General features: G+C 60.5%; 22 protein-coding genes. 10 read left to right on the forward strand and 12 right to left on the reverse strand.

From position 1 onward, the window contains the following. Positions 1-48 precede the first annotated feature (48 nt). Positions 49-3,771: a DUF1217 domain-containing protein gene (locus tag FHT93_RS14925; protein ID WP_183848156.1), complete on the forward strand. Its 3,723-nt coding sequence runs from the start codon at positions 49-51 to the stop codon at positions 3,769-3,771. 116 nt (positions 3,772-3,887) lie between these two features. On the opposite strand, the gene FHT93_RS14930 is transcribed toward FHT93_RS14925, so the two are convergent. The 3 genes from FHT93_RS14930 to FHT93_RS14940 all read right to left on the reverse strand — a co-directional run bounded on the left by FHT93_RS14930 (position 3,888) and on the right by FHT93_RS14940 (position 7,010). Beyond that, complete coding sequence (locus FHT93_RS14930) at positions 3,888-5,318, reverse strand: FAD-binding oxidoreductase (RefSeq protein WP_183848157.1); 1,431 nt, start codon at positions 5,316-5,318, stop codon at positions 3,888-3,890. Between the two features lie 19 nt (positions 5,319-5,337). Continuing rightward, entirely contained in the window at positions 5,338-6,312 is a 975-nt protein-coding gene (locus FHT93_RS14935; RefSeq protein WP_183848158.1) for an L-threonylcarbamoyladenylate synthase, read from the reverse strand. A gap of 89 nt (positions 6,313-6,401) precedes the next feature. Beyond that, on the reverse strand, positions 6,402-7,010 hold the full coding sequence (locus tag FHT93_RS14940) for a DUF6656 family protein (RefSeq protein WP_112542917.1): 609 nt from the start codon (positions 7,008-7,010) through the stop codon (positions 6,402-6,404). Positions 7,011-7,403: 393 nt separating this feature from the next. Here FHT93_RS14940 and FHT93_RS14945 point away from each other — a divergent pair, with 393 nt between their 5' ends. Beyond that, entirely contained in the window at positions 7,404-8,648 is a 1,245-nt protein-coding gene (locus tag FHT93_RS14945) for an aromatic ring-hydroxylating dioxygenase subunit alpha (RefSeq protein WP_112543122.1), read from the forward strand. Between the two features lie 143 nt (positions 8,649-8,791). Further along, complete coding sequence (locus FHT93_RS14950; RefSeq protein WP_113015036.1) at positions 8,792-9,277, forward strand: BA14K family protein; 486 nt, start codon at positions 8,792-8,794, stop codon at positions 9,275-9,277. A 55-nt stretch (positions 9,278-9,332) separates the two neighbouring features. Here the strand turns inward: FHT93_RS14950 and FHT93_RS14955 are convergent, their stop codons facing one another. Then, a complete protein-coding gene (locus FHT93_RS14955; RefSeq protein ID WP_112542919.1) occupies positions 9,333-10,325 on the reverse strand; it encodes a transporter in 993 nt (330 codons plus the stop codon). A 309-nt stretch (positions 10,326-10,634) separates the two neighbouring features. Here FHT93_RS14955 and FHT93_RS14960 point away from each other — a divergent pair, with 309 nt between their 5' ends. The 4 genes from FHT93_RS14960 (at position 10,635) to FHT93_RS14975 (ending at position 14,310) form a co-directional block, all read left to right on the forward strand. Then, positions 10,635-12,413, forward strand: coding sequence for an acyl-CoA dehydrogenase (locus tag FHT93_RS14960; RefSeq protein WP_183848159.1), 1,779 nt, complete (start codon positions 10,635-10,637; stop codon positions 12,411-12,413). A 10-nt stretch (positions 12,414-12,423) separates the two neighbouring features. Continuing rightward, positions 12,424-13,176, forward strand: a complete 753-nt coding sequence (locus tag FHT93_RS14965; RefSeq protein ID WP_183848160.1) for a crotonase/enoyl-CoA hydratase family protein — start codon at positions 12,424-12,426, stop codon at positions 13,174-13,176. Between the two features lie 323 nt (positions 13,177-13,499). Further along, positions 13,500-13,832 (forward strand): metalloregulator ArsR/SmtB family transcription factor, encoded by a 333-nt coding sequence (locus FHT93_RS14970; RefSeq protein ID WP_348649770.1) that lies wholly within the window; start codon positions 13,500-13,502, stop codon positions 13,830-13,832. A 4-nt stretch (positions 13,833-13,836) separates the two neighbouring features. Next, entirely contained in the window at positions 13,837-14,310 is a 474-nt protein-coding gene (locus FHT93_RS14975) for an SRPBCC family protein (protein WP_183848164.1), read from the forward strand. Positions 14,311-14,314: 4 nt separating this feature from the next. On the opposite strand, the gene FHT93_RS14980 is transcribed toward FHT93_RS14975, so the two are convergent. Both FHT93_RS14980 and FHT93_RS14985 read right to left on the reverse strand, forming a co-directional pair. Then, on the reverse strand, positions 14,315-15,565 hold the full coding sequence (locus FHT93_RS14980; RefSeq protein ID WP_183848166.1) for a class I SAM-dependent RNA methyltransferase: 1,251 nt from the start codon (positions 15,563-15,565) through the stop codon (positions 14,315-14,317). After that, the gene (locus FHT93_RS14985) at positions 15,562-16,308 is read right to left on the reverse strand and encodes a TlyA family RNA methyltransferase (RefSeq protein WP_112543123.1); all 747 of its coding nucleotides are present in this window, start codon (positions 16,306-16,308) and stop codon (positions 15,562-15,564) included. Before FHT93_RS14985 ends, FHT93_RS14980 begins: the two co-directional genes overlap by 4 nt. 311 nt (positions 16,309-16,619) lie before the next feature. Between FHT93_RS14985 and FHT93_RS14990 the strand changes: the two genes are divergently transcribed. Beyond that, entirely contained in the window at positions 16,620-18,563 is a 1,944-nt protein-coding gene (locus tag FHT93_RS14990) for a methyl-accepting chemotaxis protein (protein WP_113208674.1), read from the forward strand. 121 nt (positions 18,564-18,684) lie between these two features. Here the strand turns inward: FHT93_RS14990 and FHT93_RS14995 are convergent, their stop codons facing one another. After that, positions 18,685-19,560, reverse strand: coding sequence for an AraC family transcriptional regulator (locus tag FHT93_RS14995; protein ID WP_183848168.1), 876 nt, complete (start codon positions 19,558-19,560; stop codon positions 18,685-18,687). Between the two features lie 173 nt (positions 19,561-19,733). On the opposite strand from FHT93_RS14995, the gene FHT93_RS15000 reads away from it, so the two are divergent. Both FHT93_RS15000 and FHT93_RS15005 read left to right on the forward strand, forming a co-directional pair. Then, on the forward strand, positions 19,734-20,471 hold the full coding sequence (locus tag FHT93_RS15000) for an SDR family oxidoreductase (RefSeq protein ID WP_183848170.1): 738 nt from the start codon (positions 19,734-19,736) through the stop codon (positions 20,469-20,471). Positions 20,472-20,473: 2 nt separating this feature from the next. Then, a complete protein-coding gene (locus tag FHT93_RS15005) occupies positions 20,474-20,803 on the forward strand; it encodes an Atu4866 domain-containing protein (protein ID WP_112542928.1) in 330 nt (109 codons plus the stop codon). Positions 20,804-20,832: 29 nt separating this feature from the next. On the opposite strand, the gene dxs is transcribed toward FHT93_RS15005, so the two are convergent. From dxs to FHT93_RS15030, 5 genes are all read right to left on the reverse strand, one after another. Further along, positions 20,833-22,749, reverse strand: a complete 1,917-nt coding sequence (dxs, locus tag FHT93_RS15010) for a 1-deoxy-D-xylulose-5-phosphate synthase (RefSeq protein ID WP_183848171.1) — start codon at positions 22,747-22,749, stop codon at positions 20,833-20,835. Between the two features lie 102 nt (positions 22,750-22,851). Then, entirely contained in the window at positions 22,852-23,775 is a 924-nt protein-coding gene (locus FHT93_RS15015) for a pirin family protein (RefSeq protein WP_112542930.1), read from the reverse strand. 89 nt (positions 23,776-23,864) lie between these two features. Then, the gene (locus FHT93_RS15020) at positions 23,865-24,632 is read right to left on the reverse strand and encodes an SDR family oxidoreductase (protein ID WP_113213029.1); all 768 of its coding nucleotides are present in this window, start codon (positions 24,630-24,632) and stop codon (positions 23,865-23,867) included. A gap of 89 nt (positions 24,633-24,721) precedes the next feature. Next, entirely contained in the window at positions 24,722-24,973 is a 252-nt protein-coding gene (locus FHT93_RS15025) for an exodeoxyribonuclease VII small subunit (protein WP_003545921.1), read from the reverse strand. Positions 24,974-24,975: 2 nt separating this feature from the next. Next, on the reverse strand, positions 24,976-25,911 hold the full coding sequence (locus tag FHT93_RS15030) for a histone deacetylase family protein (protein WP_112542932.1): 936 nt from the start codon (positions 25,909-25,911) through the stop codon (positions 24,976-24,978). Positions 25,912-25,973 lie beyond the last annotated feature (62 nt).

Raw genomic sequence — 25,973 nt, forward strand, 5'->3', positions numbered from 1 at the left:
ACCAATAGTCCGTCATTCTTTAAAGACTTTGCTGAAAAGGGCGCATTCATGATCACGGCATCCCTGGCATACGTCATTCTGTCTCGTGATATGCCGAAAAGCCTCGACCGCGTCGCCAATCAGACGCAGGTCAAAAAAGATGCCCAGTATTACGCCGACAATATCAACAAGGTGAAGGACGTCGACGACTTCCTTGGCGACTACAAGCTCTACAGCTACGCCATGAAGGCTTATGGGCTTGATGACATGATCTACGCCAAGGCCTTCATGAAGAAGGTTCTGGAAAGCGATCTCACGGACGCGAACAGTTTCGCCAACAAGCTTTCCGACACCCGTTACAAGGAATTTGCCTCCGCCTTCAATTTCCACGCGCCGCCCAAGGATATTCAGACGGACGCGCAGGAAGACGATCTGATCGGCCTCTACAAGCAATCCTTCGCTGATGCAGCCGATCAGGCCGCCACCGAAACGAAATACTACAGCGCGCAGATGGACGACGTGAAGAACGTCCAGGACTTCGTCGGCAATTCCCGCCTGCTGAATTACGCGTTGAAGAGCGTCGGCATCGACCCGACCTACATCTCGAAGGACTACATCGCCAGCGTCCTATCCACGGACATCAGCAAGCTTGGCGGCAATGCACCCGATACGAGCGATCCGGCCTACGATCCGACCAAGACCTATGTCGGTGACAAGCTCTATGCGCTCGCCCAGCAGTTCAACTTCAAGCCGGACAATGGCGACACCCAGTATTTTCGCGCCAATATCGGTTCGGTGCAGTCGGTCGACGACTTGCTCGCCGATCCGCGCCTGCGCACGGTGGCGCTCCAGTCCGTCGGCATCGATCCGGCAACGGCCGATGACGCTTTCATCAAGATGGTGCTGACAAGCGATCCGGCCACACTTGGCGGCGACGCGCCGCTCAACAACCCTAATCCGTCGCTCAACTATGTCGGCGACAAATACAAGGAACTTCGTTCTTACTTCAATTTCCAAGCCGATGGTTCGGTCGATGGTTCGGCCCAGAATTCCGGCCAGACCGATGAGGTCGCAGAACTATACGCGTTCCGCGCGCCTGCAGTTGGCGGCGTCGCCCAGACTGCGACACAGAAGAACAACGTCATCGAACAGTATAACATCAAGACTGCACCGCAGATCGTCGACCGCGACGGCACAGCCAGCGATGTGTACTATACCAGCCCGGCAATGTCGGATCTCAACAAGAGCTACTATCAGTCCAAGATCGGCACGATCACCAATGTTGATCAATTGGTCAACGACAAGCGGCTTGCAGACTACGTTCGCGCCGCATTCGGCATGGATCCGGGCTTTACGCAGCTGAAGAGCGTCCTGACAGATCCGACCTATGCCCGTTCGGTCGATATGGGAGAGGCTTACAAGGCCTTCACCTTCAAGTCCGATGGTACGGTCTCCCCGACGAAGCGCGCGCAATCCTATGATCAGTTGACGGGCATGGTGAATGCAGCGTCGAACGTTACCGGCTACTTCTCGAACAAGATGATACCCGCGAGCGGTCCGAGCACGATCACCAACGTCGACGAACTGCTTTCCGACAAGACTCTGACCTCTTACATCAAGGATGCCTACGGCCTTGGCCAGGATTTCAGCAATGCCGAGCTGAAGAACATCCTCACGGATTCCGCCTACGCCACGACGGCGGGCCATCAGGACATCCATGACGCCTTCAATTTCAACGCGGATGGTTCGATCAACGGCACGATCCAGAGCGCCGCGCAGCTCAAGAGCATCAATCAGCTCGCTGCAGCCAATGCGTCCTACTATCAGGCCAAGCTACCGGATCTCTCGAACAACGGTTCGACCGCGGCCGTTGACGTTTTCCTCGCCGACGACAAGTTGGTCAGCTTTCTGCGCACCAACCTGCAGATCGGCGACGACATCAGCGACACTACGCTTCGCGGCATTCTGACCGATCCGACGGTCGCGGCGGCCCAGGGCTATAGCGACGTCTACCAGCTCTTCAACTTCCGTCAGGACGGGACGGTCGCTCAAAACACGTTCTCGCAGAGCGCCGACCAGGTTGCGGCAATGAACACGAAGGCGGACGACGCCGCCTCCTATTACGGCAGGACGATGCCTTCGATCGCCAGCGTCGATCAGTTGCTGGCCGATCAGAAGCTCAACAATTACATCCGTTACGCTTTCAGTATTCCGGCGAGCGTTTCGGACACTGATCTGCGCAACATCCTCACCGATCAAAGCGGTACCGGTCCCTATGCCAATGTGAAGGCTGCGTTCAATTTCCAGGCGGACGGCACCGTTGCTCCCGGTCTTCCGGCGCAGACAACCACGCAGATGGCCTCCTTGAACTCGGCTGCCAGCATACGGGAGCAAAGTACCCTTGACCGGATGGGCGACGTCAATGATGTCGACCAGCTGCTCGCCGATTCATCCCTGACTGACTATCTGAAGATGGCGTATGGCCTGGCCTACGACACGAGCAACGCCGAGCTGAAGAGCATTCTCACCGACCCGGCCCATGCAGCATCCGTCGGCCAGGCTGATCTCAACGCCGCCTTCAATTTCGCTGCGGATGGGTCGCTGCCGACCTCGACCTCGCCCCAGACCGGTGAGCAGACGACGAACACGTCAGACAATTACGGCGCTCGCGCCAACAATCAGGGCAACGATCTCATCGACCGCATCATCGCGAACTACAAGTCGCGAATGGATGACGCCAATGGCGTTAAGAACGTCAATGATTTCATGAAGACCAACAAGACCGCCGATACGCTCCTCGGTAACGACTCCTATCCGGACCTTTATCAGATGGCGCTGCAGGCCTATGGCCTGACGACGAACGACGTCTCGCGCTCCACCATGCGCAAGCTGCTCGTCAGCGACCCCTACGATCCGAAGGGATATGTCGCGTCATTCAAGGATGACCGCATCACCAACATGGTTCGTGCTTTCAATTTCGGCGCCGATGGCAAGGCTGCCGAGCCCATGTCGGCGCTCTCTGCTGCCACGATGGCGAAATATGCGACCGATTATAAGTCGCACGTGACCATGCTCATGAAGGACGGTCCTGCAAAGGACCGCGCTTCAAAGGATGCGACCAAGGAAGTGGATTATTTCGGCAAGACCATTCCAACCATAACGTCGCTCGATGATTTCCTGGCCGACAAGCGCCTGACGGATCTTGTGCTGAAAGCAAATGGCCTCGATCCGAAGAAATACGACAAGGATACGCTGAAGAAGATCTTCACCTCCGATCCTGACGACAAGAAGAGCTATCTCAACACCACGGCTGACGCTCGCTTCAAGGAAATCGTCGCCTCCTTCAATTTCGACAAGGACGGCAACCTGACCCGTGCCAAGATGGGAGCCATCCAGGACAAGCAGGCCGAAGCAAGCACGCAGCAGCAATATGTGCAGATGACCCTGGAAACCCAGGAGGGCGAAAAGAACGATGGCGTTCGCCTGGCGCTCTATTTCAAGCGCAAGGCCGGTGACGTCACGTCGCTCTACAACATTCTCGGTGACAAGGCACTCTATGAGGTCATCCAGACCGCCTATAGCCTGCCCCAGCAGATTTCGGCAATGGACGTGACCAAGCAGGTCGACCTTCTCGGTCGCTTCGTGAAGCTCGAAGACCTGCAGGATCCGAAGAAGGTCGATAAGCTCATCAAGCGTTTCACGGCCATGTACGACATCAAGAACAACACGCAGCAGTCGCCGGCGCTCCAGCTCCTGACCGGCGGTACCGGCCAGGCGTCGTCGCTGCTCTGATATTGGTGTAGCCTGCCGGAGCCCACGAAGGTTCTAAAAGCATGTCGCATAAAACCGTGCAGCGGTTTGCGCTAACGACATGCAGAAGCAAGAACCTAAGCGTGGCAAGGCACGCTTTAGAGGCTGACCACCTTGTCGGGGTTCATGATACCGGCTGGATCGAAGGCGCGCTTGATGCGACGCATCAGCTCCATCTCGATGGCGGGCCGGACCGATGCCAGCTCGTCACGCTTCAGCTGACCGATACCATGCTCTGCGGAAATCGAACCGCCATGGGCAAGCACCAGCCCATGCACGATATGGTTCATCTCGTGCCAGCGGGCGATGAAGGCATTTTTATCGGCTCCAACCGGCTGCGAGATGTTGTAGTGGATGTTGCCGTCGCCCATATGGCCGAAGGCACAGATGCGCGCGCCGGGCATTGCCGCCATTACCGCCTCTCCGGCCTCCTTCATGAAGTGCGGTATCTTCGAAACTGGCACGGAAACATCGTGCTTGATGGAACCGCCCTCGGGCTTCTGAGCGTCCGACATGCTTTCGCGCATATGCCAGAGCGCCTTCTGCTGCGCGACGGAGGAGGCGATTGCCGCATCCTGCACGAGCCCTGCTTCGAAACCCTGCTCCAGAACGGCATTCATCATCCGCTCTGCCGTCTCGGCGGAATCGGAGGTGGAGATATCAACAAGCACATACCAGTCATGCGGCGTCTCCAGCGGATCGCGCACGCCGTCGATATTGCGCACGGTGATCTCGACGCCAAAACGCGGCATCAGTTCGAAGCCGGTCAGCGAAGTTCCGCAGAGGCTGGAAGCGAGATTGAAGAACGCGAGCGCATCCTCGACAGACGAAAGCCCCGCAAAGGCAACCTGATGGCCGAGCGGCTGCGGGAAGAGCTTCAGCACTGCGCCGGTAATAATGCCGAGCGTGCCCTCCGCGCCGATGAAGAGATCGCGCAGATCGTAGCCGGTATTGTCCTTCTTGAGACGACGAAGCCCGTCCCAGATCTCGCCCGTGGGCAGGACAACTTCGAGGCCGAGGCAGAGCTGGCGCATGTTGCCATAGGCGAGAACTGCCGTGCCGCCGGCGTTGGTCGACAGGTTGCCGCCGATGCGGCAGGAACCTTCCGAGCCGAGCGAGAGCGGAAACAGGCGGCCATGCGCCTCGGCCGCCTTCTGCACCTCGGCCAGGATCGCCCCGCCGTCGGCGACGAGCACGTTTGCGACCGGATCGACATCGCGGATCCTGTTCATGCGCTCGAGCGAAAGGATGACGTCCGCCTTGCCCTCACGCGGCGTCTGCCCGCCGACAAGGCCGGTATTGCCGGTCTGCGGTACGATGGCCGTGCCGGTTTCGGTGGCAAGCTTCATGATCGCAGAGACTTCTTCGACCGTGCCGGGCTTCAGCAGAAGAGGGGAGGAGCCATGATAAAGGCCGCGATTTTCGATGAGGTGCGGCGCGAGATCAGCTTCGCTGCGTAGCGCATATTTCTCGCCGACGATGGCGGTGAAACGCTCGACAATATCTGCAGAAATGCCTGTGCTGCTCATGGAACCCGGTCCCTCTTCCTTACTCGCGCGGAGCCGCTGCTCGCCGCAGTCGATCGTTGATTGCTTCTCCAAGCCCTTCGTCCGGGATCGGTGAAAAGGCGATGACGGCCGCGCCGCTGGCATCGGCCCTCTTCATGTAGTCGAAAAGATTGGCAGCCGCCTCCGAGAGATCGCCTCGCGGGCTGAGGTTCAGTGCGATTGCCGCCTGCTCGGCGCCTGCCATCCTGTCTGGACCGAAGGCAATCAGAGCTTCGCCGGGTTCCAGTGCCGTAGCGTCGAGCCGGACGGCCGCACCTGGCGCGTAATGCGAGGCGAGCATGCCCGGTGCTTCGATCGCCGCTGCCGCCTTTTTCGAACGCAGCAAACGCTTGCCTGTCACGCGCTCGATTTCCTTGGCCGGCAGGCCGCCGGGCCGCAGGAGGCGCAGCTCGCCGTTTTCGACCTTGACGATCGTCGATTCCACGCCGACGGCACTCGCGCCGGCGTCGAGGATGAGGGGTATCTTTCCCCCGAGATCGGCTTCGACATGGGCAGCGCTCGTGGCGCTCACCTTGCCGGACGTATTGGCGCTTGGAGCTGCAAGCGGCCGCCCGAAGGCATGAATCAGATCGCCGGTAAAACCTTTGGGTATACGGATCCCAACGCTGTCGAGGCCTGCAGTCGCCAGCGCATGGATAGCGGTACCTGATTTCAGCGGCAGTACAAGCGTCAGCGGGCCCGGCCAGAAGGCTTCTGCCAGGGCACGGGAGATGGGATCGAATTCCGCATAGGTCTCGGCCATGGCAAGATCCGCCATATGGCAGATCAGCGGATTGAAGCGTGGCCGCCCCTTTGTCTCATAGATGCGGGTGATTGCCGCCGGATTGGTGGCGTCGGCGGCAAGGCCGTAGACCGTCTCGGTCGGTATGGCGATCGCAAAGCCTTCGGCAAGTGCCGCGCAGCCGGCTTCGAGTGCCGTCTGCCTGTCCGCCTTGATGTCGATTATTCTTGCCATGTCCTGCCCGGTTTTGCTGCGGCAGTCATTAGGCCTTCCTTGCGGCGCGATCAATCCCGCCCGGAACGGTGGATCAGCTGTCGCTGGAGCTACAGTTGGCGAATGATCTGGCGAAGCTGCTCGTTGCGGGCACCGAGCAGGAGGATGTTGCGGATGGCGATCTGCGGATCGTTGGTACGGAAGAGCAGGCCATTGCCGCGCACCGAGCGGTCGACCACCATCCTCTCCGGCGTGCTTTCACCCGCCTTGATCGCCACGGCGAAATACATGCGGGAATTCTGCACTGCGATATTGTCGAAGAAATTATCGTTATCGCCGATGTCGGAATAGAAGTTGGCGATGTAGAAGGCCCACGCCACTTCGTCGTAGCGGGCGAATTTGGTGCGTGCGGCCGTGACATGGCAGTAGCCGAGATGGGGGCTATCGGCCAGCGTCCTATGGAAAATCAGCTTGGGGAACTGGATCGAGCGGTGGAAGCCGTTGATGTTCTGATGGGTCTTTTCGCCGGCTGTCTGCAGCTTGCGTGCGGTCTTTTCGGCGACTTCGTCATGTGTGAGATAGCGGCGTTCTTCCGGCAGCCAGTCCTCGCGGCGGCGGCTGATACGGCCGGTGCGCAGGAATTCCGAATGCTTGGTTTGAAGCCGCGGTTCCGCAGGCTTGATTTCTTCCCGCGTGTCGAAATATCGAAGTTTGGCCATGGCTTGCAGTCTTCGCTGTGAAGGATTGCCGACAAGGATAGAATTTCATGCTTAACGCCCTGTTAAAATAACGGGAAGAAGGCACGGGAGCTGAAGGTTGAGGGCCGCATGTCGCAAATGCGATAGAGCTGTGCCCGGCGCATTGGATTCGCTTGTGTCTGAAGCACCAAGAAATGTCGCAATTGACGATAATCAAAGGCTGGTGAGTGTTTCTGAGGGCCGCTCGGTTCCCTGTCGTCAATTTCGAAGCGGATGTCGCTTTACAACCAAACGGCCGGCATGCTCGGTGCTTAAATAACGCCATGACGAGTTTTCCTGATGGAGAAGGAAGCGGGCGCGCTTCCGCTGCAGGGCTCTGAGAAGAGTAGCAGCCACATGCACGAGGATAGGCAGATGGATATTCGCAGCAACGTTTTGCGCCAGCTCAAGAGCCGCCGCGAGGGCTTCAGTCTCGAACAGCCCTTCTACATCGACGAGGATTATTTCCGTCTGGATATGGAGATGATCTACTATCGCGATTGGCTCTTCATCGGCCATGATTGCGAACTGCCGAAGCCGGGCGCTTACTTTACCGTCCAGATTGGCGAATATCCCGTCGTCGTCGTGCGCGGACGCGACAATGTCATTCGTGCCTTCCACAATAGCTGTCGCCACCGTGGCTCGCGCGTCTGCACCAAGGAGCACGGCTCGTCGGTGCGCCTCGTCTGCCCCTATCACCAGTGGACCTACGACCTCGATGGCAAGCTCGCCTTCGCACGCCATATGGGCGATGATTTCGACAAGAGCGGCTACGGACTGAAGCCGGTTCATTGCGAAATCGTGGCCGGTTACGTTTTCATCTGCCTCGCCAATAACGCACCGGACTTCCAGTCCGTGCGCGACAAGATCGAGCCCTATATGGCGCCTCATCACATCAGCGAGGCCAAGATCGCATTCCAGAGCACCATCATCGAAAAGGGCAACTGGAAGCTGGTATGGGAGAATAACCGCGAGTGCTATCACTGCGCCGCAAATCATCCTGAGCTCTGCCGCACCTATCCGGAAGCGCCGAGCGTGACCGGCACGGATGGTGGTGCCGACGATCCCGAGATCGCCGGCCATTGGGCGCGCTGCGAGGCCGCAGGTCTGCCGAGCAAGTTCCAGATCTCGCCAGATGGACAGTTCCGCACCGCCCGCATGCCGCTGATTGAGGACGCCGAAAGCTACACCATGTCCGGCAGGCCCGCCGTCAAGCGCCCGCTCTCCGACGACGTCAAGATCAGCCGTATCGGCACGATGCTGCTCTTCCACTATCCGACGACGTGGAACCATCTGCTCGGCGATCACGCCATCTCCTTCCGCGTTCTGCCGCTGAGTGCCAATGAGACGGCAGTGACGACGAAGTGGATCGTCCATAAGGATGCCGTCGAAGGCGTCGATTACAATCTTGAGGAACTGACCCACGTCTGGACCGAAACCAACGATCAGGACCGCCGCATCGTCGAAGAGAACGCATTCGGCATCCGCTCGCCGGCTTACGAACCTGGTCCTTATTCGTCGGTCCATGAAGGCGGCGTCATGCAGTTCCTCGAATGGTATTCGAACTTCATGGTCAACCGTCTGCAGGGCGATCAGGCCAAGCTCTCGGTCGTTGCCTGAGAGCAAAGATCACCCGGTTAATGTCCGGTTCATTTCGCCTCCGGTAGAAATAAGCGTGAGGGCCGTTTACGGGTTGTACGGGAACATTTCTCCGTTTTATCCGTTGTTCGGCAGGCTTTTTCGCTCTTGATCGGAGATATGCAATGTTTGGGCTGAGTAAGAAGGTCGCGACTGCGGTTATGGCCGCCGCTGTCGTTGTGACGAGCTTTGTGCCGTCGCAGGCAATCCAGATGCCGGCCGCCCCGCAGGTGGAAAAGTCTTCGCCTGTCGAAAACGTTCAATATCGTCGCTATTATCGTCCGGGTTATCGCCCCGGCTATTATCCGGGATACCGTCCGGCCTATCGACCCGGCTGGTATGGCGGGTATCGCGGTTATTCCTACTATCGCCCAGGCTACCGTCACTATGAGGGCTACTGGTATCCGCTGGCAGCCTTCGGTGCCGGTGCAGTCATCGGCGGAGCCATCGCCTCTCAGCCGCGCTACTATGCACCCGCGCCCGCGCCCACCGGCATCAATCCGAGCCATGTCGCCTGGTGTGAAGACCGCTACCGGTCCTACAGGGCCTACGACAATACTTTCCAGCCCTATAACGGTCCGCGGCAGCAGTGCTATTCGCCCTACTATTGAGGCGGAGCCAGAGTCCAAGATGAAACGCCCGGCCCAGTGAGCCGGGCGTTTTTGCTTAGAGGATATGTACGCGCTTCAGGAGCCACCACGCAAACACGATGGAGGCGATGATCAGCCCGATGGCATATTCCGTTCCGTGGTCGCCGATGGCGAAGGGCAGGTTGGCCGTGTTCATGCCGAAAAAGCCTGTGACCAGCGTCGGTGGAAGCAGGAAGGCCGTCATGATCGACAGGATGTAAAGGTGGCGGTTCGTCTCCGAGGAGAGCTTGGAGTCGATTTCTTCGTGCAGCAGCCTTGCCCGGTCCTGCAGCGCGTAGACATCATGGTCGACAGTCTCCAGCCGGCTCGTCAGCCGCCCGGCAATATCGTCGAAGCCGAAGGGCATTTCGTCTTCGTCGGAGGCTGCGGCTCGGCGCATCAGCGCGAGCACCGTGCGCAGGTGGCGATGCAGACGGACGATCGTGCGGCGGACGGGAGCAAGCCTGCGGCGTTCGTCACGCGGCGCGTTGTCGTAGACGAAGTCTTCGATCAGATTGAGCTCTTCGGTGAGCTCCATGACGACGGAGATCAGCGTGCGCTGGAACTCGGTTACAAGCAGTTCGAACAGATCGACGGGACGAGTGAATTTGCCAGGATTCTTCTCGATCATGACACGCGTCCGCTCTACGCTTCTCAGCGGCTGCAGGCGCGTGGTGATGATGAAACGGTCGGAGATGGCGAAATGCAACCAGCCGAGATCGGCCGTGTCCTGATCGAATTCGCGCTGGCAGTCCACCAGCGTACCATAGAGCATCTGCTCATCGACGGTCAGGACGGCATGCGTGTCTCGGGTGGTCAGCGCCGACTTGGCGTCATCCATCACCCCGAGCGTGTCGAGCAGGGCGGGCACGCGGGCATCGGCAAGATTGAGATGCAGCCAGTAGAAACCGTCATCGGCGGTCAGTTCCGCGGCCGTCGCGCTGTTTTGCAGCCGCACGGCCTTCTTGCTTTCCGGCGAGAAACGGTAGGCCCATACGAGACCGGGTATGTTGACGGGCAAGGTATCCATTATTGCCGATCCTCTCGCGAAAGCGATCAATCCTACTAAAGCATGTCGCTAAAAACTGCACAGTGGTTTTGCAATAGCGGCACGCGTAAAACAAAGACCTGCTGCGCGGCTGCCGACCTGAAAGATCGCGACACGCTTAGAGATTCTCCATGACGTTTGTTTGTGCAAGTGCACAAGGGAAAAGGCGCGCACGTCAGAGGTTATCGACGGAAACCAAATTGACGTTTACGTAAAAATCAATTAGCTCTTCAGCTGGAGGGGCTTGCGCGTCGGCTTTGCCGCGCGTGCGCCGAAAGCGAGGAAAATAAGATGTATAAGGCGCCTGTCGAGGAAATCGCGTTCACGCTGAAGCATGTTGCCGGCATGGTCGAAGCGATGGGCAGCGGCCTTCTGGGCGATCTCGGCGAGGATCTGGTCGATGCCATCCTGACCGAGGCGGGACGATTTGCCACGGAGGAAATCGCCCCTCTGGCCGACATCGGCGACCGGCAGGGCGCCCGCCTTTCCAGCGGGGAGGTAAGAACGCCGGACGGCTGGCGCGATCTTTACCGCAACTGGGCAGCCGGCGGCTGGAACGGTCTGACCGCGCCGGAGGAGTTCGGCGGCCAGGCCTTGCCGCACATGCTGAATGTCGCGGCACTCGAAATGTGGAATTCCGGGTCCATGGCCTTCGCCCTCTGCCCGACGCTGACGATCGGCGCCGTCGAGGCGCTCAATGTGCACGGCAGCGTAGCTTTGAAGGACAAATATCTGGCGCGCATGGTGTCTGGCGAGTGGACCGGCACCATGAACCTCACAGAGCCCCATGCAGGCTCCGATCTCGGCGTGCTGAAGGCGCGTGCCGAACGCCGCGAGGATGGCAGCTATCGCATTTTCGGCCAGAAGATTTTCATCACCTGGGGCGAGCACGACGCTGCCGACAACATTATCCATCTCGTCCTTGCACGCCTGCCGGATGCGCCAGCGGGCACACGCGGCATCTCGCTCTTCCTCGTGCCGAAATTCCTCGTCAACGAGGACGGCTCGCTCGGCGCTCGCAACGATCTTCACTGCCATTCGCTGGAGCACAAGCTCGGCATCCACGGTTCGCCCACCTGCACCATGATCTATGGCGACGGCAAATTCGGTGATGAGACGGGGGCGGTCGGCTGGCTGATCGGCGAAGAGAACAAGGGCCTTGCCTGCATGTTCACCATGATGAACAACGCCCGCCTCGCTGTCGGCATGCAGGGGGTGGCGATCTGCGAAGCGGCGACGCAGAAGGCAATCGCTTACGCCAAGGAGCGCACCCAAGGCAAGGCGCCGGGCTGTAGCGGCCCGGGCATGAGCCCGATCATCGAGCATCCTGATGTCATCAGGATGCTGCTCACCATGAAGGCCCTGACGCAGGGCTCACGCGCCATTGCCTATACCTGCGCCCACGCAATCGATATGTCGCACCGTGCTGCCGATCGTCGTGAACATTGGCAGGAACGCGCCGCTCTCCTGACGCCGATCGCCAAGTCCTTTGCTACCGATGCCGGCGTGGATGTCGCCTCTCTCGGCATTCAAGTTCATGGCGGCATGGGCTTCATCGAGGAAACAGGTGCTGCCCGCTATCTGCGCGACGCCCGCATTGCCCCGATCTACGAAGGCACGAATGGCATTCAGGCGATCGATCTCGTCACCCGCAAGCTGCCTTTGTCTGATGGCAAACAGGTCGGGGGCATCATCACCGAGTTGAAGGCGATCGCCGGGGCTGTTCGCAGTTCAAACCTCGACGGTTTCGGAACAACGGCGGACAGGTTGGATTCCGCCCTTGCCGATCTGGAGCAGGCGACATGTTGGCTGCTCGCGCGTCTTGCCGAGGGCAGATCCGCCGAGGCTCTGGCGGGCGCGACGCCCTATCAGCGCCTTTTCGGTCTTGCACTTACCGGCAGCTATCTTGCCAAGGGTGGTCTGGTCCAGACCGCGGACGGGGCAGGCGAGAGCCGCATCGCGCTCTGCCGCTTCGCTGCTGAAAATCTTCTGTCCGAAACGGCGGCACTGAAAGACCGTGTCGTCAAAGGCGCCGATAGCCTTGCCGCAGCCCGTGCCATCCTTGCCTGAGGAGATGAAAATGAGCGAGCCCGTCATCATCGAGCGATACGCGGAAAACAGCGCTGTCCAGGTCATCCGCTTTAACCGGCCGGAGAAGAAGAACGCCTTCACCCGTGACATGTATCGCACGATGACGGATGCGCTGAATGCCGCAAACAGCGATAACGGCGTCAGGGTGACTGTGTTCTTCGGCACGGAAGGCTGTTTCTCCGCCGGAAACGACATCGGCGATTTCCTCGCTGCAGCCATGGGCGGCAGCATGGGGCAGGATCTGATCGATTTCCTCTACGCACTCGCCAAAGCCGAAAAACCGCTCGTCTCGGGCGTCGATGGTCTTGCGATCGGTATCGGCACCACGCTCAACCTGCATTGCGACCTGACGATCGCTTCCGACCGCAGCCAGTTCCGCACGCCCTTCGTCGATCTGGCGCTCGTGCCGGAAGCGGGCTCCAGCCTGATCGTTCCGCGCATCATGGGGCAGCAGCGCGCCTTTGCGATGCTCGCTGCCGGCGAGGCTTTCTCGGCGGAAGACGCCAGGCTGGCCGGTCTCATCTGGAAAGTGACGACCGCGGAACAGGTAGAACACCAGACGCTTTCTGCCGCCGCGAAGCTGGCCGCCAAGCCTCCGGAAGCGCTGAAGATTGCCCGCGATCTTATTCGTGGCCCGCGTGAGGAGATTATTGCGCGGATTGACGAAGAGGCCCGTCATTTCGCGGCGCGGTTGAAAACGGCTGAGGCCCGCGCGGCTTTCGAGGCTTTCATGCGTCGCTGAGCACCCCTAAAAATCAGCTAATATTATCAGTTGTCAATTTAAAGCATCCCTTAAGCATAGAATAATTATTGAATAGAGGACGGATCCCCCAACCGTCCGGGCGTGACGTGTTTCGTACGACCCTCTGTCCGAATTCACCCACGGCCATCGCCCGTTCGCAGCGCGCTTAACCCCCGCGCTGCGAAGCTTTTGGGCCGCCTGCATCCCGGCTGCACCGTTTCCAGGCTCAGAATAGTTAGGCGTTTGTCAAACTAATTATTGACTCCGATCCTGCTGTGCCTATAGTTAGGCGTATGCCTAACCAATCGCATGCACTTGATTTGATGTTTCAGGCTCTGGCGGACCCGGCCCGGCGCAGCATGGTCGATCGGCTCTGCAAAGGGCCAGCCTCTGTGAAAGAACTGGCTGAGCCGCTGCCCATGGCGCTGCCTTCCGTCCTCCAGCATCTGCAGATGCTGGAAGCGAGCGGCCTGGTGCGTTCGGAAAAGACCGGCCGTATTCGCACCTGCCGGATAGAGCCGCAGGCGCTGCGCTTCGCCGAAGACTGGATCAATGAGCGCCGCATCCTCTGGGAGCACCGTCTCGACAGGCTCGGTGCCTATCTCGAAGCCAATCCGGATATGCCGGAGAACACTGGAAAGACCGAAAAGGAGTAAGACCATGCAGGAAGAGTACAGTACCCTCCATTCCACCTTCTCCATCGAGCGCACATACGATGTGCCGGCCCCGCGTGTCTTTGCCGCCTGGTCCGATCCGAAGGCGCGCCTGCAGTGGGAGGCGATCGGCGAGGACTTCACCACCACCTATACCGAGAATGATTTCCGCGTCGGCGGCCGCGATATCAGCCGGTTCAATTTCGGCAAGAGTGACGAATATGTCGCCGACGCGCGTTACGAGGATATCGTCCGGGATCGCCGTATCGTCTACGCCTATACGATGTCGCACAACGAGCGGCGCATCTCCTCGTCACTGACGACGATCAGCCTGACGCCGGTGCCGGAAGGCACGCATGTCACGGTAACGGAACAGATCACGATCCTCGACGGCGGCGACAAGGTCGAATATCGCCAAGCCGGCATCGCCGGACAGCTCGACCAGCTCGGCCGCTACCTCGCCGGCGAGAAGGTCGCCTGACCGCTTACTTTTCCAGCGTTGCCACCACCTCGACATGCGAGGTCCAGAGGAACTGGTCGATCGGCGTTACCGAGGTAATCCGGTAGCCGCCCTCGACGAGGATAGCGAGGTCGCGGGCAAGTGTCAGCGGATTGCAGCTGACGGCGGCAATCTTCTTCACCGCCGAGCGGGCCAGTTCCTTGCACTGGAATTCGGCCCCCGCACGCGGCGGGTCGAAGACAACGGCGTCGTAGACCTTGAGCTCCGCTGTCATCAACGGCCGGCGGAAGAGATCGCGCTTCTCGACTGTGACAGGCTTCAAGCCCTGCGTATTGCGCGCCGCGTGGTCGAGTGCGGCGATCGCCTTGGCGTCTCCTTCGACGGCATGCACGCGTCCGAGGCGGGCAAGTTGCAGCGAAAAGGTACCGGCGCCGGCAAAGAGATCCGCTATTCGCTTGGCTTTGCCGACATGGGCAAGCACGAGCTTCGCCATCGCTTCTTCGGCAGGCTTCGTCGCCTGCGTGAAACCGCCGGCTGGCGGCGAGACCTGCACGCCACCGAATTCGACGATCGGCTTGGCTGGCTCGATGAGAATTTCGCCGTCGAGCGAAACGCGGGCGATGCCGCGAAGGCCGAGCACGACTTCGATCGCCTTGCGACGCTGTTGGTCGGAAAGCTTCTTCACACCTTCGACTGCAAGATCGAGGCCTGAGAGCGTTTCCAGAACCGCGATGCGGAAGGCCTCTGCATTGGTCGCGATCGCCGCTCCGACTGCCCTGATCGCCGGCAGCCGGGAGATGATCCCGGCCGACGAGATGGGACATTCCTCGATGGCGACGATATGATGGCTTTCGGCCTGGTTGAAGCCGATGAGCATGTCCTTTTCGGTCTTGCGCGCCGCAAACACCACTCGCCGTCGCTCGCCGGGATGGGCGGCGACGATTTCGCCGACCTCGGGCGTCAGCCCCTTGGACTTCAGCGCGTCGACAACAAGCTGCCGCTTGAAGGCGCGGTAAGGCGCATCGGCCATATGCTGGAGCGTGCAACCGCCGCAGGTGCCGTTGATACCGTCAGGCCCGAAATGCCGGCAAGGCGGCTCCTGCCTGTCGGCCGAGGCCGACGCGATCGACATGACGGTGCCCTGGTTCTTGACGCGGGCGATCGCCACCGTCTCTCCGGGCAGTGTGAAGGGTACGTAGACAGGCCCGTCCTGGCTGGCGGCAATGCCGTCACCCTGTGCGCCGAGCCTGTCGATGGTGATGGTTTCCGTGCTCACGCTTTCGTCCCTGCCAGTAGAAATTCCTGATTGCCGTCTCCGCCCGAAATCGGCGAGGGGATGAGCCCTAAACTCTTCCAGCCCATATCTTCAGTAAACCAGCGCTCCAGCTCTGCCGCCACATCGGGGCCGGAGGCCGGATCCTTGAGCAGCCCGCCCTTTCCGATCGCCTCGCGCCCCGCCTCGAATTGCGGCTTGACGAGGATCGCGGCGATCGCATTCGTTTCGGCAATATCGAGTGCGGGAGCAAGCGCCAGCTTCAGCGAGATGAACGAGACGTCGGAGACGACGAAGTCCACCGCATGGTCGATGTCCTCAGCCGTCAGGTTGCGGGCATTGAGCCCCTCGATATTGGTCACGCGCGTATCGGTTGATATTCTCGGATGCATCTGCCCATGGCCGACATCGATGGCCGTGACATGCACAGCCCCCCTTTCGAGCAGCACTTCCGTGAAGCCGCCGGTCGAAGCGCCGACATCGAGACAGTGCCGCCCCGCCGGGTCGAGCCCGAAATGGTCGAGCGCCGCAACGAGCTTCAATGCTGCACGCGAAACATAATCCTGCGCGGGGTCGTCGATCTCGATTGCCGCGTCAGGCCCGAAGATGGCGCCGGCCTTCGTCACCACCTTGCCGGCGACCTTGACGGTGCCGCGCGACACGGCGTCCCGTGCCCGTGAACGGCTCGCAAAAAGGCCGAGGGTGACGAGAAGCTGGTCGAGGCGTTGGCTGTTCTGATCGGACATTGGCTGTGAATGACCGGCAAAGCCTCGGGTTGCAAGCATTTTGTTGATATTGCCGATACGCGGGCACGGTCTCACATCGTCGGTCTGGAATAATTCGAAGCAACTTGTGCTGCGACGCACAAATTTAAACAATTTTAAATCCGGCCCGCCTAGGTTCACATTGATTGTAGCGGTTCGCCTTTGAATCGCTTGGTGCCATGAAGGCTCCCGCGTCCTCCCCGCCGATCATGTTCCTCATCAAGAAGTCTTGTGGCTGCGCATTTGCGTGGTCGCCCCTTGTCGCGCCTGATGTCGCCAGGAGAAATTGACCGATGTTCGCCCGAAATATATCCCTGAATGGTAAGCTTGCGGCCACTTTCGCAGCACTCATCCTTATTTTCGTTTCCGTTTCCGCTTTCGTCTATTCCAAGGCAACGACATCGGCGAGCGCTTCCGCCGAACAGGAAAAGTCCGAGCTTCTCGTCAACCAGATCGATGACGCGCTCCAGGCCATGCTGGAGCAGGCCGTCAACCTGCGCGGCTTCATCCTCTTCCGCAGCGACAGCACCTATGGCGATATTTTTGCCAACCGCGAGCGTATGCTGAAGGCGATTGCCGCTGCCAAGCAGACCGCCGCTTCCCAGCCCGAACTGCTGTCGATGATCGATGACATGCAGAAGGCTGCCGACCTTTATTTCCATGAGCTTGCCGAGCCGCAGGCCAAGGCCCGCAAGGAAACCGAGACCCCGATCGCAGACGTCGTCAAGATCGGTGTCAACGCCACCAAGGGCCAACTTGACGGCTTCCGCGCCGCTTCCGCCAAGATCAAGTCGCTCGCTCGTGACAAGTCGACGGCTCTCGCTGCCGCGCAAGCGGATGCCAACAGCGACCTCAAGACCACGCTTCTGGTCGGCGGTGTTGCCGCTGCCCTTGCCGCTGCTGCTCTTGCCTGGGCCTTGTCTCGAACCATCGTCCGCCCGATCGTCGGCATGACCGCTGCCATGGACCGTCTCGCCGGCGGCGACCACAATATCGAGGTTCCGGCAACCGGCCGTCAGGACGAAGTCGGCCGCATGGCCCAGTCCGTGCTGGTCTTCAAGGATGCCGCGATCGAAAAACAGCAGCTTGCCGGCGAAACCGACCGCATGCGCGGAGAGGCCGAGCGCCAGCGCCAGGCAAGCGACGAGCAGAAGGCCCGTGAAGAGGGCGAGATCCGCTTCGCCGTCGAAGCTCTGGCCGGCGGTCTTGCTGGCCTTGCCGTTGGCGATGTAGCAGCCCGCATCCACACGCCATTCGCACCGCAGTATGATAGCCTGCGCAACGATTTCAACAACGCCGTCGAAAAGCTGCAGGCTGCCTTGCAGTCCGTTGGCCGCAACGCTTCGGCGATCAATGCCGGCGCCGGTGAAATCCGCTCCGCCGCAGATGATCTCGCTCATCGCACCGAGCAGCAGGCCGCGGCCGTCGAAGAGACCGCAGCTGCTCTCGAAGAAGTCACGACCACGGTCCGTGACTCCGCCAAGCGCGCCGAGGATGTCGGCAATCTTGTCGAGCGCACCCGCCTCGGCGCGGAAAAATCCGGCGAAGTCGTCCGCAAGGCGGTTTCGGCCATGCAGCAGATTGAAAAGTCCTCGGGCGAAATCTCCAACATCATCGGCGTCATCGACGACATTGCCTTCCAGACCAACCTTCTGGCTCTGAACGCCGGCGTCGAAGCGGCCCGCGCCGGTGAAGCCGGCAAGGGCTTTGCCGTCGTCGCCCAGGAAGTCCGCGAATTGGCCCAGCGTTCGGCAAACGCCGCCAAGGAAATCAAGGCGCTGATCAACACGTCAAGCGAACAGGTCAATTCCGGCGTCGGCCTCGTCGGCGAAACCGGCAAGGCGCTGGAAGCGATCGTCGCCGAGGTGCAGGAAATCAACCGTCATGTTGGCGCGATCGTCACGGCCACCCGCGAACAGTCGATCGGCCTGCAGGAGATCAACACCGCCGTCAACAACATGGACCAGGGCACCCAGCAGAACGCCGCCATGGTCGAAGAACAGACGGCGGCAAGCCACGCGCTTGCCCAGGAAGCCTCCGCCCTCGACGATCTGTTGCGCCAGTTCAAGCTCGGCGCGCAGGCTGCCGCTCCAACTCAGCGGACGGTTGCCGCAACCGCCACGTCCCGCCCGGTCGCCTCTCCGGCCCGCGCGCTTGCCAGCAAGGTGACCAAGGCCTTCGGCGGCAAGCAGGCGACGGCAGCCGCCGTCGTCCAGGAAGACTGGACGGAGTTCTGAGAGCGACCTCTTCGGAAACGAAAAAGGGCGGCATTCAGTGCCGCCCTTTCTTTTTGCTCTATCTTTTTGTTTTCACGCAATTCCGGACGCAAAACCGCTGCACACTTTTGCTGGAATTGCTTTAGCCGGCGGAAGCGCGCATCCGCTCGATATCGCGCCGCGGCGGAACATTATGGATGCGCACATAGTCCCGGCTGAACTGCGAAGGGCTGTCATAGCCGACACGGAAACCGGCCTCGGCCGCAGTCAACCCTTCTGTCACCATCAGTCGCCGCGCCTCCTGCAGGCGAAGCTGGGTGCGGAATTGCAGCGGGCTCATCGCCATGACAGTCTTGAAGTGTTCGTAGAAGGATGAGGCGCTCATGCCGGCGACCGAAGCCAGATGTTCGATGGCGAAAGGCTCGCTGAAATTCTTCCGCACGAAGTCGATCGCCCGACCGATCTGGTTGAGCCGGCTCTCGCCATTGGCGATCTGCCGCAGAAGCGCGCCCTGCGGCCCGCGGATGAGCCGGTAGAGGATTTCCTTTTCGATCAACGGCGCCAGAACCTCTGCATCATCGGGTGTGTCGAGCAGGCGTAACAGCCGCACGGCTGCGTCGATGAGCTCAGGTGTCGTGGCGCTGACACCGGCGGCAGGGCTCTCCGATAAACGTCCCTGGACGGCAGGCAACATCTCGGCAAGCAGGCCGCGATCGAGCTGCAGCCGCAGACACAGATAGGGCCGGTTGGCGCTTGCCTCGACGACGGCGCCGATCACAGGCAGATCGACGCCGACGACGAGATAGTGCGCCGCATCATAGATATGCGCGACATCGCCGATCACGGCACGCTTGCGCCCCTGGGCCACGATGCACAGGGAGGGTTCATAGAGTGTGTGGATAGGCTCCGTGCGAGCAGAGGATCGTATGATACCGACCCTCGGCAACGCCGTGTCGAAGTTGCCATCTGCCGCGGTGCGGCGATCAATCAGGTCTGCAAGTTCGGCGACTTTTTCCATGAAGGCAGGATGAACCGCGCTGCGTCGAATGCCAAGTGCTTTCAACCGCTTTCGGAAGATCGTGCAAGAAATCCGGAAAAGTTTGCTACCGGCTGGCGCCCTGCAAGGCCAATCTCATGCGTATGGACCAGCGGCATCCGGCTGCGGTCCCGATTGAAGCATGAGGAAAGAACATGACTGGTATCAAAGGCAAGACAGTTCTGATTACTGGCGCCAGCAGCGGCATCGGCGCCGGCACCGCACGCGAATTGGGCGCGGCTGGCGCAAAGCTCATGATCGGCGCGCGCCGCACCGACCGGCTCGAGGAACTGGCAAAGGAAATCCACAGTAGCGGCGGCACGGTGGAATTCCGCGCGCTCGACGTTACCGACCGGGCCGATGTCGAGGCCTTCGCCAGGGCAGCGGTGGATGCTTTCGGCAGCATCGACGTGCTCATCAACAATGCCGGCGTGATGCCGCTCTCTCTGATGTCCTCGCTCAAGGTCGAGGAATGGGATCGCATGGTCGACGTCAACATCAAGGGTGTTCTCTACGGCATTGCCGCCGTGCTGCCGATCATGAACGCGCAGGAGCGTGGGCAGATCATCAACATCTCCTCGATCGGAGGTCTGTCGGTCGTGCCGACCGCGGCGGTCTATTGCGCGACGAAATATGCGGTACGGGCGATCTCCGATGGGCTTCGCCAGGAAAACAGGAAACTGCGGGTGACCTGCATCTACCCGGGCGTCGTCGAATCCGAGCTGGCGGAGACGATCACCGAACCCTTCTCGGCCGAGGCGATGGTCTCCTTCCGCGAGATCGCCCTGAAGCCTGACGCTATCGCCCGGGCAATCCGCTTCGCCATCGAGCAGCCCGAGGATGTCGATATCAACGACATTACCGTCCGCCCGACGGCCAGTATGGGCATGTGACCATGCGGATCCGAGAGGCTATTGTCGGGGCGGCTCTTTCGCTTGCCGCTCCATCTCCGGTCTTCTCAGAGGAAAGCAAAGTGCAGAACCATCCCTATCTCGGCATGTGGATTACAGGTGACGGCCATATCCGCCAGGAATTGCTGCCGAACGGCCGTTATGACGAGGCGCGCGGTACGCGAACGAGCGCCTATCGGGGCCGCTATGAGGTGACCGGCGATCATATCGAATATTGGGACGATACCGGTTTTACCGCCGATGGCGATTTCATCGACGGCGTGCTGCATCACGGTGGAATGATCTTCTACCGTGATGGCAAAAAGCCGGAATAGGAATAAGAGAAGCGTGTCGGCGTGCTGCCTTAGCCGGCCACGCCGACCGCAACACCGCGTCCGAGTGCATTGAACACCGTCGAGACGATGCCAGCGCGGTCGAGGCCGGCATGGGCGATCATCGCCTCCGGCTTTGCCTGCTCCATCCAGATATCGGGCATCACCAGCGAGCGAACCTTCAGGCCACGGTCGAGCAGTCCGTCCATCGCCATGAACTGCATCACCTGGCTGCCGAAGCCGCCGACAGCGCCTTCTTCGACGGTGATGAGGATTTCGTGGTGGCGGGCAAGCTGGCGGATCAAGGCGTGGTCGAGCGGCTTTGCGAAACGCGCATCGGCAACCGTCGTCGAAAGACCAGCGGCATCGAGGTCTTCGGCCGCAAGCAGACAGTCGGCAAGCCGCGTACCGAAGGAAAGAAGCGCAACCTTCGTACCTTCCTTGACGATCCGGCCCTTACCGATTTCCAGGATATGGCCGCGCTCGGGCATGTCGACGCCAACACCTTCGCCGCGCGGATAGCGGAACGAGATCGGGCCGGCATCATAGGCAACGGCGGTGCGCACCATATGCTTCAATTCCGCCTCGTCAGCGGCGGCCATGACGACGAAGCCGGGCAGGGTGGCGAGGAAGGCCGTGTCGAAGGAACCCGCATGCGTCGGTCCGTCGGCGCCGACAAAACCGGCGCGGTCGATCGGGAAGCGCACCGGCAGGCCCTGGATCGCCACATCATGCACGACCTGGTCATAGGCGCGCTGCAGGAAGGTGGAGTAGAGCGCTGCAAACGGCTTGAAACCTTCGGCGGCAAGGCCGGCGGCGAAAGTCACGGCATGCTGCTCGGCAATTCCGACATCGAAGCAGCGGGACGGGAAAATCTCCGCAAACTTGTCGAGGCCCGTGCCGCTTGGCATGGCGGCGGTGATGCCGACGACGCGATCGTCGAGCGTAGCTTCCTGGACCAGCGTCTCGGCAAAGACATTCGTATAGCTCGGCGCATTCGGCTTTACCTTCGCCTGTGTGCCGGTGATGACATCGAACTTATTGACGCCGTGATACTTGTCGGCTGCAGCTTCCGCCGGGGCATAACCCTTGCCCTTCTGGGTCACGACATGGATCAGCACCGGGCCATTCGCATTGTCGCGGACATTGCGCAGGACGGGCAGAAGGTGATCGAAGGAGTGACCGTCGATCGGGCCAATATGATAGAAGCCCATCTCCTCGAACATCGTCCCGCCGGTCACATAACCGCGGGCATGCTCGACGGCGCGGGTAATGGCGCGGTCGATATTCTTGCCGAGATAGGCCGTCAGTTTCTTGCCGAAATCGCGGAAGCCCATATAGGTGCGACCGGAAGCAAGGCGGGCGAGATAAGCGCTCATTGCGCCCGTTGGCGGGGCGATCGACATGTCGTTGTCGTTGAGGATGACGATCAGTCGCGCATCGAGCGCGCCGGCATTGTTGAGCGCCTCATAGGCCATGCCTGCCGAGAGGGCCCCGTCACCGATAACGGCAATCACACGGCGGTCCGTCTTGTCGATATCGGCGGCGACCGCCATGCCGAGGCCGGCGGAAATCGAAGTCGAGGAATGTGCGGCGCCGAAGGGATCGTATTCGCTTTCGGCCCGGCGGGTGAAGCCGGACAGTCCGTTTTCCTGGCGCAGCGTCCGGATCCGGTCGCGGCGCCCCGTCAGGATCTTGTGTGGATAACACTGGTGGCCGACATCGAAGATCAGCCGGTCGTCAGGCGTATTGAAGACGTTATGGATCGCGATCGTCAGCTCCACCACGCCAAGACCTGCGCCGAGATGCCCGCCGGTGCGGGACACGGCGTCGATCATTTCGTCCCTGACTTCGCGTGCCAGCTGCGGCAGGTCGCGGTCCTCGAGCTTGCGCAGGTCGGCAGGATAGGTGACCTGATCGAGCAGCGGGGTCTTCGGGGATTGTGTCACGGGCGGGCGCTCTTCTTTGACTGATCGGCTTTGCTTTATTCGATTGAATTGCGGCAAAACAACTACATTTGCATAACCGCAAGATTTTCACCTTAGAGCACTTCAGCCCTCCGGCAAAGGCACGAATTCCTCTTCGTCGCCGGGGACGATATCGAAGCGGCCGGTGCGCCACTCCTCCTTGGCTTTCTCGATCCGCTCTTTCGAGGAAGATACGAAATTCCACCATATGTAGCGTTTCGAGTTGAGTGCAGCACCGCCGAACAGCATCAGATGACAGCCCTCGACGCCCGCTTCGAGCGTGATCGCATCGCCTGGCCGGAAAACGAGAAGCTGGTCTGGGGCGAACCGGTCGCCGGCTATGACGACCTCGCCCGAGAGCACATAGACCGCGCGTTCTTCATGGGCGGCGTCGAAGGGAAATTTCGCGCCCGGCTGCAGGGCAATATCCGCATAGAGCGTATCGGTGAAAACCTTCACCGGCGATTTCAGCCCTTCGAACGAGCCGATTACAACACGGCCGGTCACCCCTCCATCGTCGATAACAGGCATGTCGCCCTTTTCGGTATGGGCAAAGGAAGGATCGATCTCCTCCTTGTCGTCGGGCAGCGCCAGCCATGTCTGCAGGCCGGACATGGAGAGCGGATGGCCGCGCAGATTGTCCGGCGTGCGCTCCGAATGCACGATGCCGCGCCCGGCCGTCATCAGGTTGATGTCGCCGGGCCGGATGACCTTTTCCGTTCCGAGGCTGTCGAGATGGCGGATTTCCCCGTCAAAGAGATAGGTGACGGTTGAGAGCCCGATATGCGGATGCGGCTTCACGTCCAGCGCCTCATCCGGCTTCAGGATCGCCGGTCCCATGCGATCGAAGAAAATGAATGGCCCGACAAGCCGGCGCTGGCGCGTCGGCAGGGCACGACGCACCTGGAAGCCACCGATATCGCTGGTGCGCGGGATGATCAGGTTTTCGATCGCATCGCAGGCGAAGGCATCGCCGGGGAGGGGATCTTTACCGGGGAAGAAGGACATGACGCACTCCGATCACAAAGGCCTGGGCCACAGATAGCGTCTGCCGGTCTGTGGCGAAAGGGTCAGTTTGTCAGATAGCGGCTAAGCGCTCAGATCGCCGTGAAGCCATTGTCGACGAAAAGATGCGCCCCATTGACGAAGATCGATTCATCGCTGGCAAGATAGAGCGCCGCACGGGCGACATCCTCTGGCTCGCCGATCCGGCCCTGCTGCGCGGCAATCGCTGCGTCCGAAACATCGACGCCATGCGCCTGCAATTCCTTCACTTCGCGCAAGCCGTGCGGTGTGCGGATGAAGCCGGGGCAGACGGCATTGCAGCGGATGTTGCGGTCCCGGAATTCGACCGCGATGGCACGCGCAAACATATGCACCGCGCCTTTCGTCGTATCGTAGAGCACTTCCATCGGCGTGGCGGCAACCGCCGAGATCGATGAAGTGCAGACGATCGATCCGCCGCCGGCTTCGATCATTTTGGGCAGTACGGCCCTGGTCATCAAAAACATCGAACGCACGTTGACGGCGTGCAGCCAATCCCATTCCTGCAGCGTGGTTTCCAGGAACGGCTTGATGACGATCGTGCCGGCATGATTGAAAAGCACGGTCACCGGCCCGTAGCGTTCCTCGACGCCGGCGACCGCGGCATTGACGGCTGCCTCTTCGGAGACGTCGGCCGTCCAATATTCGGCTTCGCCGCCCGCAGTGCGGATTTCATCGACGGTTTTCGCTGCCGCCTCGCCATTGCGATCGATGATGGCGACGCGCGCGCCCTCAGCCGCAAAGAGCTTCGAGGCAGCGCCGCCCATGCCGGTCGCGCCACCCGAGATAATGGCGACCTTGCCCTTCAATCTGTCCGTCATCTTGCTGTTCCCTTGATATCTATCGAGGGATCATAGATCGGTCAGAAGCCGGTCGCCAAGTGTCTTGAAAGGGAGTTTCGGTACGCGTCTCAGGCGCCGTCGAGCGGTTCCACGCCCTGCGGTTTGCCGGCGCGGTCGAGGCGGATCTTCTCGATGCGGTTTTCGGCGGCCGAAAGCAGCGTCTCGCAATGCTTCTTCAGGGCTTCGCCGCGCTCGTAGATCTCGATGGATTCATCCAGCGCCACGTCGCCGCGTTCGAGGCGCGCAACGATGCTTTCGAGTTCGGCAACCGCCTTTTCGAAGGAAAGGCCGGAAACCTCCGGCTTGGCGCTGTCAGTCATTCTCAACCCTTCATCATTCTCAGAATATGCATGCCTGCCGATTCGGCGAGTCCTTCCAGATCATACCCGCCTTCGAGCAGGCTGACGACCCGGTTATTGGCACTACGGTCGGCAACTTCGAGAAGCCGGCCTGTTGCCCAGTCGAAATCCTCGCCTGTCAGGTTGATCTGCGCCAATGGATCGCGGTGATGGGCGTCGAACCCGGCAGAGATGATGATGAGGTCGGGCCGGAAATCGGTAAGCGCCGGCAGCACGCGCGACTTGAAGGCCTCGCGAAAATGATCGCTGCCGACATTGGGCGAAAGCGGTGCATTGACGATGGTGCCATGCGCGCCATTCTCGTCCTTTGCCCCCGTGCCGGGATAGAGTGGCATCTGGTGGGTGGAGCAGAAAAGCACGGAAGGATCGTCCCAGAAAATATCCTGCGTGCCGTTCCCATGGTGCACGTCCCAATCGACGATGGCCACACGTTCTGCGCCATGCGCCTTCTGCGCATGGCGGGCGGCAATCGCCGCATTGTTGAAGAAGCAGAAGCCCATGGCGGTCATCTTCTCGGCGTGATGTCCCGGCGGGCGGGCGGCAACGAACACATTGTCCGCCTTGCCGCGGAACACGTCGTCGACGGCAGCCATCGCTCCGCCGATGCCGGTCAGCGCCGCCTGCAGGCTCTTCTGGCTGGCATAGGTATCGGCTTCGAGCTGGTTGATCTTGTCTTCCTCTTCGGGGATCTGCCGCATGACCGCGATTAGGTGTTCTTCCGGATGGGCAAGCAGCACCGCATCCTCGTTTGCCTGAGGGGCTTGCTTGCGGTCCAGCCGCTCGAAGTTCGGATGCTCCAGCGCCACATTCAGCGCACGGATACGGTCGGAGCGCTCGGGATGGCCAGACGGCGTCACGTGCTCGAGAAAGATGGGATGTTCGTAAAGACGGGTGCTCATGTCGGCACTCTATCGGTCGTATATGTCATGATCCACACGAGATGGGGCACTGCCTGCCGATT

It is taken from the genome of Rhizobium sp. BK379, assembly GCF_014193955.1.
GTDB lineage: Bacteria > Pseudomonadota > Alphaproteobacteria > Rhizobiales > Rhizobiaceae > Rhizobium.

Bases quoted from the DNA above. Each gene is read 5' to 3' on its own strand.
- FHT93_RS15030 (WP_112542932.1), bottom strand. From the start codon at position 25,911: ATGAGCACCCGTCTTTACGAACATCCCATCTTTCTCGAGCACGTGACG.
- FHT93_RS14995 (WP_183848168.1), bottom strand. From the start codon at position 19,560: ATGGAAAAAGTCGCCGAACTTGCAGACCTGATTGATCGCCGCACCGCG.
- FHT93_RS14960 (WP_183848159.1), top strand. From the start codon at position 10,635: ATGTATAAGGCGCCTGTCGAGGAAATCGCGTTCACGCTGAAGCATGTT.
- FHT93_RS14940 (WP_112542917.1), bottom strand. From the start codon at position 7,010: ATGGCCAAACTTCGATATTTCGACACGCGGGAAGAAATCAAGCCTGCG.
- FHT93_RS15020 (WP_113213029.1), bottom strand. From the start codon at position 24,632: ATGACGGACAGATTGAAGGGCAAGGTCGCCATTATCTCGGGTGGCGCG.
- FHT93_RS14930 (WP_183848157.1), bottom strand. From the start codon at position 5,318: ATGAGCAGCACAGGCATTTCTGCAGATATTGTCGAGCGTTTCACCGCC.
- FHT93_RS14990 (WP_113208674.1), top strand. From the start codon at position 16,620: ATGTTCGCCCGAAATATATCCCTGAATGGTAAGCTTGCGGCCACTTTC.
- FHT93_RS14955 (WP_112542919.1), bottom strand. From the start codon at position 10,325: ATGGATACCTTGCCCGTCAACATACCCGGTCTCGTATGGGCCTACCGT.
- FHT93_RS15025 (WP_003545921.1), bottom strand. From the start codon at position 24,973: ATGACTGACAGCGCCAAGCCGGAGGTTTCCGGCCTTTCCTTCGAAAAG.
- FHT93_RS14935 (WP_183848158.1), bottom strand. From the start codon at position 6,312: ATGGCAAGAATAATCGACATCAAGGCGGACAGGCAGACGGCACTCGAA.
- FHT93_RS14975 (WP_183848164.1), top strand. From the start codon at position 13,837: ATGCAGGAAGAGTACAGTACCCTCCATTCCACCTTCTCCATCGAGCGC.
- FHT93_RS15005 (WP_112542928.1), top strand. From the start codon at position 20,474: ATGCGGATCCGAGAGGCTATTGTCGGGGCGGCTCTTTCGCTTGCCGCT.
- FHT93_RS14945 (WP_112543122.1), top strand. From the start codon at position 7,404: ATGGATATTCGCAGCAACGTTTTGCGCCAGCTCAAGAGCCGCCGCGAG.
- FHT93_RS14965 (WP_183848160.1), top strand. From the start codon at position 12,424: ATGAGCGAGCCCGTCATCATCGAGCGATACGCGGAAAACAGCGCTGTC.
- FHT93_RS14950 (WP_113015036.1), top strand. From the start codon at position 8,792: ATGTTTGGGCTGAGTAAGAAGGTCGCGACTGCGGTTATGGCCGCCGCT.
- FHT93_RS14985 (WP_112543123.1), bottom strand. From the start codon at position 16,308: ATGTCCGATCAGAACAGCCAACGCCTCGACCAGCTTCTCGTCACCCTC.
- FHT93_RS15000 (WP_183848170.1), top strand. From the start codon at position 19,734: ATGACTGGTATCAAAGGCAAGACAGTTCTGATTACTGGCGCCAGCAGC.
- FHT93_RS14970 (WP_348649770.1), top strand. From the start codon at position 13,500: ATGTTTCAGGCTCTGGCGGACCCGGCCCGGCGCAGCATGGTCGATCGG.
- FHT93_RS15015 (WP_112542930.1), bottom strand. From the start codon at position 23,775: ATGTCCTTCTTCCCCGGTAAAGATCCCCTCCCCGGCGATGCCTTCGCC.
- FHT93_RS14925 (WP_183848156.1), top strand. From the start codon at position 49: ATGATCACGGCATCCCTGGCATACGTCATTCTGTCTCGTGATATGCCG.